The organism is Mesorhizobium sp. M4B.F.Ca.ET.089.01.1.1 (assembly GCF_004022605.1).
GTDB lineage: Bacteria > Pseudomonadota > Alphaproteobacteria > Rhizobiales > Rhizobiaceae > Mesorhizobium > Mesorhizobium abyssinicae.
Window position 1 is genome coordinate 1 of sequence record NZ_RZOS01000163.1, and the last position, 11,694, is coordinate 11,694.

Sequence of the window (11,694 nt, forward strand, 5' to 3'; positions counted from 1 at the left end):
CCCCTCAAGGGGGAGGGGGACGACGCCGTGGCCCGGCTGATAATACCCTGCCTTCGGCACTCTAACCGGCTCGGCAACCGCCTCATCCGACCCAGCCAGCCGCGCCAGCCTCTTCACCAGCGCTGTCATATTCGCAGGCCCGCCTTCGCGGAAATAGCCGAGCAATCCGTCCAGCTCGGCGCGCGGCAGGGTCGAGGCCTCGATCAGCCGCAGATCCTCGTCGTGGCTTTCGCCGGGCAGCAGCGCCAGCTTGATGCCGCGTTCGCGCGCGACCGCGGCGAGCTGGTCGCAACCGTAGCGCCACCAGTCATAGCCGCCGAGGATGCGGACCAGGATGACCTTGGCGTGGCGGGCGACGCCGTCGATCCAGAGGTCGACCGACATCGGATGGCGGAGATCGCGAAGTGCCGCCAGCCGCATTGAAGGCAATCGTTCCGCGTCGGCCTTCCACGCCGCAGCCAGTCCGGAAAGATCGCTGTCGGTGAAGGACAGCGCCACGACATCCGCAGGCATCTGCCTGAGATCGACAGGCTCGGCGAGATCGTCGAGCGAGGCGGATGTGGTGGTGAGGATGTGCATCTTGGTTCAGGTTTGCCTCAGCCGGCGAGGATACGCTCGATCGCCGGGCGGTTCAGCCCCTTCAGGCCGATGACGACGAGGCGCGAGCGGCGATCGTCCTCGGCCGTCCAGGCGCGGTCGTAGTAGTGGTTGACGCGCGGCCCGACGGCCTGCAGCAAAAGCCGCATCGGCTTGCCGCCGACCTCGACGAATCCCTTCACGCGCAGCACATTCTCCTGTTCGGCCGCGGTAGCGACGCGTTGTGCCAGTTCATCCGGATTGGCGATCGCCGGGATGTCGATGACGAAGGAGTCAAAATCATCGTGCTCGTGGTCGAGTTCGCCATCGTGATGGGTCTTGCGGTTCTCGATGTCGTCCTCGACGGCGAGGCCAAGGCCGAGCAGCACGGACGGGTCGACCTTGCCCTGGGCGGTCGGCACGACCTTGACGGCGCGGGCCACATGCTCGCCGATGACGGCGTTGGCGCGCGCCGAGCCGGCGGCGTCCATCAGATCGCTCTTCGACAGGATGATCAGGTCGGCGCAGGCGATCTGGTCCTCGAACACTTCTTCGACCGGATCGTCATGGTCGAGGGTCACGTCGGCGGCGCGCTGCGCCTGCAGGGCATCCATGTCGGAAGCGACGCGGCCGTCTGCCACGGCCGGGCCGTCGACCACAGCAATGACGCCATCGACGGTGACGCGGCTCTTCACCGTCGGCCACTGAAAGGCCTGGACCAGCGGCTTCGGCAGCGCGAGGCCTGAGGTTTCGATCAGGATGTGATCGACCTTCGGCGTCCGCGACAGGATCTGGTCGAGCGCCGGCACGAAATCGTCGGCGACGGTGCAGCAGATGCAGCCATTGGCCAGCTCGACGATGTTTTCCTCCGGGCAGGTGTCGACGCCGCAGCCCTTGAGGATTTCGCCGTCGATGCCGACATCGCCGAACTCGTTGACGATGATCGCCAGCCGCTTGCCCTTGGAATTTTCGAGCAGGTTGCGGATCAGCGTCGTCTTTCCGGCGCCCAGGAAGCCGGTAACGACGGTGCAGGGAACACGGGAGACGGATGCGGTCATGGTCGGTCCTTCAGCAGGTCGAGGGAGGGATGCGGGCAACAAGGCCGCGCTTCAGGGAATCGGGCCGGCCGCGCCACGGGATGAGGCCGTCGGTCGAGGTGGCGAAGAGCTTTGCGCCAGCAACGAGGTCGGCGCCGCTGGTCGCTGTCAGGTCGCCGAAGACGTAGCTCCAGCAGCCGTCACGCAGAAGCGCTGCGCTTAGGCGACGCTTGCAATTGCCGAGGCATTCGACAGTGCGGATGCGTATGTCCTGGCCGGAAGCAGCCCGGCGCGTGTCCTCGGCGAGCAGCGCGCCCGCGCGCGGATGGGCATCGGAACCGGTTTCGTCGCGGCAGGACGAGCAGACGATGACGGTCACGCCGGCCAAGGCTTCACCGTCGTCGGACGGTATGTCCGCTCTATCAGCCGGAAAACTGCTGTCGCGCTCCAAATCAGGCTCCTTGCCCGGAAAACCCGCCAGGCGATCGGATTCATCTGTCTCAGACGGCAGGTCTCCTGGCTCGCGGGTCATCGCCTTGGTTGCCGCCTTCCCGGGACCATCCCAGTGGTTTTCGGCCGAGGCTCTTCGCTTACAGTTGCGGGGACAGCCGCGGAATTGGGATTCTCGATCCCGCACCGCATTCCCTCTTGGCTCCTCCCTTTGCCGGGAGAAGACCGTCTGCGGCGGATTTAGGCTTACGGGTGTGGGCCTGTCAACGCACGTCTACGACGCGCTAAGGCCTGCCAGCGCCGGGCCGAGGTCGCCGGCCGGCGTCACTTCGATGCTCTCGAGGCCAAGCCAGCCCTGCATTCGCTTGAGCTCCTCGAAGAGTTCTGCCGCAGTTTCCGGCGGCGTATCAGCCTCAGCATAAGCGGCGTGGACGCGCAGCACGCTCGCCGGGCGGTCGGCGCGGAGATCGACGCGGGCGACGATCCGGTCGCCGAGCAGGAAGGGCAGCACGTAGTAGCCGTATTGGCGCTTTTCGGCCGGCGTGTAGATCTCGATGCGGTAGCGGAAGTCGAAGAGCTTTTCGGTGCGGGTGCGTTCGAAGACGACGGGATCGAACGGCGCGAGCAGGGCGCGCGCCTCGATCTTGCGCGGGATGCGGGCGTCCTTGTGGAGATAGGCCGGCTTGTCCCAGCCTTCGACCCGCATCGGCAGCAGATCGCCCGCCTCGACCAGTTCCTCGATGCGGTCCTTCGTGTCGCCGGGGGCGAGGCGAAAATAGTCGCGCAGGTCGCTGTAGGTGGCGACGCCATGCGCGCGGGCGGAAATGCGCAGCAATTCGCGATGCGCGTCCTCGACGGAGGGAACCGGCAGGTCGAGCACGGCCTGCGGCAGCACGCGCTCCGGCAAATCGTAGTAGCGCTCGAAGCAGCGCCGGTAGGCGATGGAGATGCGGCCGGCCCAGAACAGCCACTCGAAGGCGTGCTTGGCCGCGCTCCAGCCCCACCAGCCGCCATTGCCCTTGTGGCCTTCTATGTCGGAGGCGGCGATCGGCCCGCGTTCGGCGACCTCGTTGTAGATCTCGTCAATCATCTGGCGCTGCTCACGGCCCCATTTCGCCAGACCGAGATACATTTCCTCGCCCTGTTCGGCGCGCTGCATGCGCCAGCGCAGCAGCGGCCAGGTCTCGACCGGCAGGAAGGATGCCTCATGCGCCCAATATTCAAAGACGGTGCGCTTGCGCGTCAGCGCGGCGTTGTCGAGCAGGGAAAGCGGGTAGGGGCCGAGGCGCGAATAGAGCGGCATATAGTGCGCGCGCACCACGGCGCTGACTGAATCGATCTGCAGCAGGCCGGTGCGGGACAGCACGCGGGCGAGGTGGCGGCGGTCCGGCGTGCCGCCCGGCTGCGGGTCGGTGAAACCTTGCGCGCCGAGCGCGATGCGCCTGGCCATCGCGAGAGATATCTTTTCCTTCATCCAGAAGCCTGCCCTGATCCGTTGGCCGTCCCTGATTCCGGCCATGCTAGCAGGCAAATGGCGGGAGATATGTCAGGAGAGAAAAGTGGAGTAAAAAGCGAAGGAAATCAAACAGGAGCGGATCGGACCAGTTTCTTCCGATCTGGCGTCCAGCGCCGCGTTTTGAACAAGGTTTGACTTGCTTCACCGAAAGCGCTGCGCTAACCCTCGCCGCGTTGCAGCATAGGCCCTTAAAACGGTTCAGCGGTGAATCTGTCACGCTTCCGCAATAGGATCGGTTGCTGTAATCAACGTGGATTGACCGCCAACGGAAAGCCGCAGCATGAACGCACTTTTGAGTTCGTATCTGCCCATCGTCCTGTTTATCGGCGTGGCGCTTGTCGTCGGCCTGGCGCTGCTTGCGGCGCCGTTCCTGGTGGCCTACCGCAACCCCGACCCGGAAAAACTTTCCGCCTATGAATGCGGTTTCAACTCGTTCGACGACGCCCGCATGAAGTTCGACATCCGCTTCTACCTGGTGTCGATCCTGTTCATCATCTTCGATCTGGAAGTGGCCTTCCTGTTCCCGTGGGCGGTGTCCTTCTCGAAGATCGGCATGCTCGGTTTCTGGTCGATGATGGTGTTTCTGGCGGTGCTGACCATCGGCTTCGCCTATGAATGGAAAAAAGGAGCGCTGGAATGGGATTGAACGACAGTTCAGGCACCCTCGTCGCGCCAAAGCCCAAAGGCATCATCGACCCCAACACCGGCCGGCCGGTGGGGCAGGATGACCCGTTCTTCCTCGAGATCAACAACGAGCTGGCCGACAAGGGTTTTCTCGTCACCTCGACCGAGGCGCTGATCACCTGGGCGCGCAGCGGCTCGCTGATGTTCATGACCTTTGGCCTCGCCTGCTGCGCGGTCGAGATGATCCACACCTCGATGCCGCGCTACGACTCTGAGCGGTTCGGCGTCGCGCCGCGCGCGTCGCCGCGCCAGTCCGACATCATGATCGTCGCCGGCACGCTGACCAACAAGATGGCGCCGGCGCTGCGCAAGGTCTACGACCAGATGCCGGAGCCGCGCTACGTCATCTCCATGGGCTCGTGCGCCAATGGCGGCGGCTACTACCACTATTCCTATTCGGTGGTGCGCGGCTGCGACCGCGTCGTGCCCGTCGACATCTATGTGCCCGGCTGCCCGCCGAGCGCGGAAGCGCTGCTTTACGGCATTCTTCTGTTGCAGAAGAAGATCCGCCGCACCGGCACGATCGAGCGGTGAGCCGATGAGCCAGAAGTTGAACGAACTCTCCACCTATCTCGGCGAGAAGCTCACCAGCCGTATCGGCGAAGCCGTGCTGGCCTATGGCGAGCTGACGGTTTCCGTCGAGCCGGGCAGCCTGATCGAGGTGGCAACCTTCCTGCGCGACGATGCGCGTTGCCAGTTCGTCTCGTTCATCGACGTCAGCGGTGCCGACTATCCGTCGCGCGCCCGGCGCTTCGACGTCGTCTATCACCTGTTGTCACCGAAGCAGAATGTCCGCATCCGGCTGAAGGTCCAGGCCGACGAGGAGACACTGGTTCCCTCGCTCACCGCCGTTTATCCCGGCGCCGACTGGTTCGAGCGCGAGACCTACGACCTCTATGGCGTGCTGTTCTCAGGCCATCCGGACCTGCGGCGCATCCTCACCGACTACGGCTTCGAGGGTCATCCGCTGCGCAAGGATTTCCCGCTGACCGGCTTTGTCGAGGTGCGTTACGACGACGAGGCCAAGCGCGTGATCTACGAGCCGGTCGAGCTCAAGCAGGAATTCCGCAATTTCGATTTTCTTTCCCCGTGGGAAGGCACCGACTACGTGCTGCCGGGGGATGAAAAAGCCAAGACGAATTGAGGCGCCACAATGGCTGAAACCTCCGTCCGCAACTTCAACATCAACTTCGGACCGCAGCACCCTGCGGCGCATGGCGTTTTGCGCCTGGTGCTGGAGCTGGACGGCGAGGTGGTCGACCGTGTCGATCCGCATATCGGACTGCTGCATCGCGGCACCGAGAAGCTGATCGAGGCCAAGACCTATCTGCAGGCGGTGCCTTATCTCGACCGGCTCGACTATTGCGCGCCGATGAACCAGGAGCATGCCTTCGCGCTGGCCGCCGAGCGTCTGCTCGGCATCGAGGTGCCGAAGCGCGGCCAGTTGATCCGCGTGCTCTATTCCGAGATGGGCCGCATCATGTCGCACATCCTCAATGTGACGACGCAGGCGATGGACGTCGGCGCGCTGACGCCGCCGCTGTGGGGCTTCGTCGAGCGCGAAAAGCTGATGGTGTTCTACGAGCGCGCCTCGGGCTCGCGCATGCACGCGGCCTATTTCCGCCCCGGCGGCGTGCACCAGGACCTGCCGCAGAAGCTGGTCGAGGACATCGGCAAGTGGATCGATCCGTTCCTGAAGTCGATCGACGACCTCGACGCGCTGCTCACCCCCAACCGCATCTTCAAGCAGCGCAATGTCGACATCGGCACCGTGTCGCTGGCCGATGCCTGGGCCTGGGGCTTCTCCGGCGTGATGGTGCGCGGCTCGGGTGCGGCCTGGGACCTGCGCAAATCGCAGCCCTATGAATGCTATTCCGAGATGGATTTCGACATCCCGATCGGCAAGAACGGCGACTGCTACGACCGCTACCTCGTGCGCATGGAAGAGATGCGCCAGTCGGCGAAGATCATGCGCCAGTGCGTCGACCTGCTGCTCGGCAAGGAAGGCACCGGGCCGGTGTCGAACCTCGACGGCAAGGTGGTGCCGCCGAAGCGCGCGGCGATGAAGCGTTCGATGGAAGCGCTGATCCATCACTTCAAGCTCTACACCGAAGGCTATCGTGTGCCGGCGGGCGAGGTCTACGCGGCCGTCGAGGCGCCGAAGGGCGAGTTCGGCGTCTACTTGGTCTCCGACGGCACCAACAAGCCCTATCGCTGCAAGCTGCGCGCGCCCGGATTCGCGCATCTGCAGGCCATGGATTTCTTGTGCCGCGGCCACATGCTGGCCGACGTCACCGCCGTGCTCGGTTCGCTCGATATCGTCTTTGGTGAGGTCGATCGCTAAATGTCAGTCCGCCGTCTCGCAGATGCCAGCGTCCAGCCAGCGTCCTTCGCCTTCAACAAGGCGAATACGGCCGCGGCCAAGCAGTGGATCAAGAAATATCCGAAGGGCCGCGAGCAGTCGGCCATCATTCCGCTGCTGATGATCGCGCAGGAACAGGAAGGCTGGGTGACGAAGGCGGCGATCGAGACGATCTCCGATATGCTCGGCATGCCGCGCATCCGCGGACTCGAGGTCGCGACCTTCTACACGCAGTACCAGCTCAATCCGGTCGGCACGCGCGCGCACATCCAGGTCTGCGGCACCACGCCCTGCATGCTGCGCGGCTCGGAAGCGCTGATGGATGTCTGCCGCTCGAAGATCCATCACGACCAGTTCCACACCAATGAAAAAGGCACGCTGTCGTGGGAGGAGGTCGAATGCCTCGGCGCCTGCGTCAACGCGCCGATGGTGATGATCTTCAAGGATACGTTCGAGGATTTGACGCCGGAGCGGCTGGCCGAGATCATCGACCTCTATGAGGGCGGCAAGGGCGCCTCGGTGACGCCTGGCCCGCAGAACGGCCGCACCGGCTCGGAGCCGGCCACTGGCCTGACGACGCTGAAGAGCGAAAAGGCGATCCTGAAGTCGACGCGCGAGAAGGAAGCCAAGGCGGCGGCCAAGGCCGCCAAGGCGGCGCCGGATGCGATCATCGCGGCGCCGGTGCCGGCGCCGGCTGCCCCGGTCGCGCCCTCCAAGGCCAGCAAGCCGAAGACCGACGCGCCCGAGACCAGCCCGGCGCTGAAGACGCCGTCGCCGGTCAAGGTCGCGCCGGCCGTGGAAAGAGCGGCTAGCGTCTCAGCGCCGCGGCATTCCGCCGCCAACGCCAACAAGGCCTCGCCGGAAGTCGAGGGGGTCTCGAAGCAGCGCAACGGACCGAAGAACAAGGGCGAGCCGGTTGCCGCCTTCAAGTCGCCGGAAGCCAAGCAGCCTGCCGCCGCAAAACCTTCGCTCGACGACAAGAACCGGCCCGCCGGCATAGAGCGCCCGGTCGCGGTGGACGACCTCAAGCTGATCTCCGGCGTTGGTCCGAAGATCGAGGGCACGCTGCATTCGCTCGGCATCTACACCTTCGCGCAGGTAGCATCCTGGAAGAAGGCCGAGCGCGAATGGGTCGACGGCTACTTGAACTTCAAGGGCCGCATCGAGCGCGACGACTGGGTCAAGCAGGCCAAGGCGCTCGCCAAGGGCGGCGTCGCCGAATACATCCGTGTCTTCGGCAAGAAGCCGGTCTGAGGGACGAACCATGCTTCAGGACAAAGACCGCATCTTCACCAACATCTACGGCCTCTTCGACAAGTCGCTCAACGGCGCGATGGCGCGCGGCGCCTGGGATAACACGCCTGGCTTGGTCGCCAAGGGCCGCGAGTGGATCGTCAACGAGATGAAGGCGTCGGGCCTGCGCGGCCGCGGCGGCGCCGGTTTCCCGACCGGCTTGAAATGGTCGTTCATGCCCAAGCAGAGCGACGGGCGGCCGAGCTACCTGGTCATCAACGCCGATGAATCCGAGCCCGGCACCTGCAAGGACCGCGACATCCTGCGCAACGATCCGCACACGCTGGTCGAGGGCGCGCTGCTCGCCGGCTTCGCCATGGGCGCGATCGCCGCCTACATCTATGTGCGCGGCGAGTTCATCCGCGAGCGCGAGGCGCTGCAACGGGCGATCGACGAGGCCTACGAGGCCAAGCTGATCGGCAAGAACAACACCTCCGGCTACGACTTCGACGTCTACATGCACCATGGCGCCGGCGCCTATATTTGCGGCGAGGAGACGGCCCTGCTCGAAAGCCTCGAAGGCAAGAAGGGCCAGCCACGGCTGAAGCCGCCGTTCCCGGCCAATGTCGGCCTCTATGGCTGCCCGACCACCGTCAACAATGTCGAGTCGATCGCGGTCGCGCCGACCATCCTGCGGCGCGGTGCGGCCTGGTTCTCGTCCTTCGGCCGGCCGAACAATGTCGGTACCAAGCTGTTCTGCGTCTCCGGCCACGTCAACAATCCGTGCACCGTCGAAGAGGCGATGTCGATCCCGTTCCGCGAGCTGATCGACACGCATTGCGGCGGCATCCGCGGCGGCTGGGACAATCTGCTGGCGGTCATTCCGGGCGGCGCGTCGGTGCCGCTGGTGCCGGCCGAGCAGATCATCGACACGCCGATGGATTTCGACGCGCTGCGCGACCTGAAATCCGGCCTCGGCACGGCGGCGGTCATCGTGATGGACAAGTCGACCGATATCGTGAAGGCGATCGCCAGGCTCTCCTACTTCTACAAGCATGAGAGCTGCGGCCAGTGCACGCCGTGCCGCGAAGGCACCGGCTGGATGTGGCGGGTGATGGAGCGGCTGGTGCGCGGCGAGGCGCAGAAGCGCGAGATTGACATGCTGCTCGACGTCACCAAACAGGTCGAGGGCCACACGATCTGCGCGCTGGGCGACGCGGCGGCGTGGCCGATCCAGGGCCTGATGCGGCATTTCCGCGGCGAGGTGGAGCGCCGCATCGACGAGTTTTCGCGCAACGCGCACCGGGTCGAGCCGGTGATGGTGGCGGCGGAGTAAGGTTGGAATTGCGGGCGAAAGCCCGGCGACAGGAATAACGGGCGGGGCATACGAAGAAACGACCAGGAGCACTCGATGGCGCTGTATTCGATACCCTATGCACTGATGCCCGACATGGAACAGTTGGAGAAGATGAACCAGGATCTGACCAGGATGATGCCTAAGGAGATGGCCAGCGCCGTCAATCTCCTGGCGCACCCTGTCGCCGGTGTCGCCGCCATGTCGGCGATAAGCATCGGGCTGGCCAATCATGCCTTCGGTGTCTGGCTGGGCGCGCTTTCGGGCGCCGCAGAAGCCTCGCAGCGGCTGTTCCAGCCGATCGTCGACGATTTCGAGGCGCGGAGCGAGGAGCTCGCGGAAGCCCAGAAGACCTCGTCCAAGGCGCGCAAGGCGGCAAAGACGCTGATCGCCGAGGCGCAGACCTTCGCCAGGGACGTGACCGACATCGCCCAGACCAGCGTCGAGAAGGCGCAAGACACCGGCGGCGCCGACACGGTGGCCAGCAGTGCCGCGGCCGGACTGATGCCGGAGGATTTCAGGCAGCCCAAGGCCATCGACAGGCCGGTGGAGCCGGCCGACCTCAAGGCGATCTCGGGCATCGGCCCGAAGCTGGAGAAAGTGCTGAACGGCCTCGGCATCTGGTCATACGGCCAGATCGCGGCCTGGACGGCGGAAGAGATCGCCTGGGTCGAGGACTATCTGTCGCTCGCCGGCCGCGTCGGCCGCGACGACTGGACCAGCCAGGCAACGGCGCTGGCGGCCAAGGGTTGAAATTCAATGCCGGGCGCGGCTCTGGTCGCGCCCGCAAAGAGGGATTGCGGGACGTCCGCAGAGGTTTGAGGCGAGATGGCAAAGCTCAAGGTCGACGGGAAAGAGATCACTGTACCCGACCACTACACGCTGCTGCAGGCGGCCGAGGACGCCGGCGCGGAAGTGCCGCGCTTCTGCTTCCATGAGCGGCTGTCGATCGCCGGCAACTGCCGCATGTGCCTGATCGAGGTGAAGGGTGGCCCGCCCAAGCCGCAGGCCTCCTGCGCCATGGGCGTGCGCGATTTGCGCCCCGGGCCGAATGGCGAGGCGCCGGAAATCTTCACCAACACGCCGATGGTCAAGAAGGCCCGCGAAGGCGTGATGGAGTTCCTGCTGATCAACCATCCGCTCGACTGCCCGATCTGCGACCAGGGCGGCGAATGCGACCTGCAGGACCAGGCGATGGCCTTCGGCGTCGATTCCTCGCGCTATCACGAGAACAAGCGCGCGGTGGAAGACAAGTATATCGGGCCGCTGGTCAAGACGGTGATGAACCGCTGCATCCACTGCACGCGCTGCGTCCGCTTCACCACCGAGGTCGCCGGCATTTCCGAGCTCGGCCTGATCGGCCGCGGCGAGGATGCAGAGATCACCACCTATCTCGAGCAGGCGATGACCTCGGAGCTGCAGGGCAATGTCATCGACCTTTGCCCGGTCGGCGCGCTGACCTCCAAGCCGTTCGCCTTCCAGGCGCGGCCGTGGGAGCTGACCAAGACCGAATCCATCGACGTCATGGATGCGGTCGGCTCGGCGATCCGCGTCGACAGCCGCGGTCGCGAGGTGATGCGCATCCTGCCGCGCGTCAACGAGGCGGTGAACGAGGAATGGATCTCGGACAAGACCCGCTTCATCTGGGACGGCCTGCGCACGCAGCGCCTCGACCGCCCCTATGTACGCAAGGATGGCAAGCTCGTTGCGGCAAGCTGGGCGGAAGCCTTCGCCGCGATCAAGGACGAGGTCTCGAAGACAGCGCCCGAGCGCATCGGCGCCATTGCCGGCGATCTCGCCGCCGTCGAGGAGATCTATGCGCTGAGGCTTCTGATGGCGGCGCTCGGCTCGAAGAATACCGACTGTCGCCAGGACGGCGCCGCGCTCGATCCCTCGCTCGGACGCGCCAGCTACATCTTCAACCCGACCATCGAGGGCATCGAGCAGGCCGACGCGGTGCTGATCATCGGCGCCAATCCGCGCTTCGAGGCCTCGGTGCTCAATGCCCGCATCCGCAAGCGCTGGCGCATCGGTAACCTGCCGGTCGGCGTCATCGGCGAGGTCGGCGACACGCGCTACGACTATGAGCAGATCGGCGCCGGTCCGGAATCGCTGAAGGGCCTGGCCGACGGCAACGGCAAGTTCTTCCAGGTGCTGAAGAAGGCGACGCATCCGCTGATCATCGTCGGCCAGGGCGCGCTGGCGCGCGCCGACGGCGCGGCCGTGCTCGGCCAGGCGGCCAGGCTCGCCGCGTCCGTCAATGCCGCCCGCGCCGACTGGAACGGTTTTGCCGTGCTCCACAATGCCGCCGGCCGCGTCGGCGGCCTCGACCTCGGTTTCGTGCCGGGCGAGGGCGGCAAGGGCGTCGCTGCCATGCTCGGCGAGACGGACGTGCTGTTCCTGCTCGGCGCCGACGAGATCGACATGGCCAAGACCGGCGGCGCGTTCGTCGTCTATGTCGGCACGCATGGCGACGCCGGCG

Annotated in this window: 11 protein-coding genes, 1 pseudogene and 1 riboswitch; of the genes and pseudogenes, 8 read left to right on the forward strand and 4 right to left on the reverse strand. The window is 65.3% G+C overall.

Translation table 11 applies throughout. The annotated features are described in order from the left end of the window. The 4 genes and pseudogenes from EN780_RS16910 to EN780_RS16925 form a co-directional block, all read right to left on the reverse strand. Positions 1-579, reverse strand: a pseudogene (locus EN780_RS16910) (cobaltochelatase subunit CobN); the annotation flags it as partial. A gap of 17 nt (positions 580-596) precedes the next feature. Continuing rightward, entirely contained in the window at positions 597-1,634 is a 1,038-nt protein-coding gene (gene cobW, locus EN780_RS16915) for a cobalamin biosynthesis protein CobW (RefSeq protein ID WP_128274771.1), read from the reverse strand. A 10-nt stretch (positions 1,635-1,644) separates the two neighbouring features. Continuing rightward, positions 1,645-2,064, reverse strand: a complete 420-nt coding sequence (locus tag EN780_RS16920) for a DUF1636 family protein (protein WP_127393664.1) — start codon at positions 2,062-2,064, stop codon at positions 1,645-1,647. Positions 2,065-2,101: 37 nt separating this feature from the next. Beyond that, positions 2,102-2,308: riboswitch (cobalamin riboswitch) on the reverse strand. A gap of 29 nt (positions 2,309-2,337) precedes the next feature. After that, a complete protein-coding gene (locus EN780_RS16925) occupies positions 2,338-3,537 on the reverse strand; it encodes a winged helix-turn-helix domain-containing protein (RefSeq protein WP_128274772.1) in 1,200 nt (399 codons plus the stop codon). Between the two features lie 322 nt (positions 3,538-3,859). On the opposite strand from EN780_RS16925, the gene EN780_RS16930 reads away from it, so the two are divergent. From EN780_RS16930 to nuoG, 8 genes are all read left to right on the forward strand, one after another. Beyond that, positions 3,860-4,225 (forward strand): NADH-quinone oxidoreductase subunit A, encoded by a 366-nt coding sequence (locus tag EN780_RS16930; protein WP_010910112.1) that lies wholly within the window; start codon positions 3,860-3,862, stop codon positions 4,223-4,225. Beyond that, positions 4,216-4,797 (forward strand): NADH-quinone oxidoreductase subunit B, encoded by a 582-nt coding sequence (locus EN780_RS16935; protein WP_126054018.1) that lies wholly within the window; start codon positions 4,216-4,218, stop codon positions 4,795-4,797. The genes EN780_RS16930 and EN780_RS16935 overlap by 10 nt, the downstream gene beginning before the upstream one ends. A 4-nt stretch (positions 4,798-4,801) precedes the next feature. Continuing rightward, the gene (locus tag EN780_RS16940; protein WP_128274773.1) at positions 4,802-5,407 is read left to right on the forward strand and encodes an NADH-quinone oxidoreductase subunit C; all 606 of its coding nucleotides are present in this window, start codon (positions 4,802-4,804) and stop codon (positions 5,405-5,407) included. A gap of 9 nt (positions 5,408-5,416) precedes the next feature. Then, positions 5,417-6,607, forward strand: coding sequence for an NADH-quinone oxidoreductase subunit D (locus EN780_RS16945; protein WP_127286224.1), 1,191 nt, complete (start codon positions 5,417-5,419; stop codon positions 6,605-6,607). Then, complete coding sequence (locus tag EN780_RS16950; protein ID WP_128274774.1) at positions 6,608-7,879, forward strand: NADH-quinone oxidoreductase subunit E; 1,272 nt, start codon at positions 6,608-6,610, stop codon at positions 7,877-7,879. Positions 7,880-7,889: 10 nt separating this feature from the next. Further along, entirely contained in the window at positions 7,890-9,194 is a 1,305-nt protein-coding gene (gene nuoF / locus EN780_RS16955) for an NADH-quinone oxidoreductase subunit NuoF (protein WP_127392362.1), read from the forward strand. A 75-nt stretch (positions 9,195-9,269) separates the two neighbouring features. Then, positions 9,270-9,965 (forward strand): NADH-ubiquinone dehydrogenase, encoded by a 696-nt coding sequence (locus EN780_RS16960; RefSeq protein WP_127392363.1) that lies wholly within the window; start codon positions 9,270-9,272, stop codon positions 9,963-9,965. Between the two features lie 75 nt (positions 9,966-10,040). Then, positions 10,041-11,694: NADH-quinone oxidoreductase subunit NuoG (nuoG, locus tag EN780_RS16965; protein WP_128274775.1), on the forward strand; the 1,654-nt coding region annotated here is incomplete at its 3' end.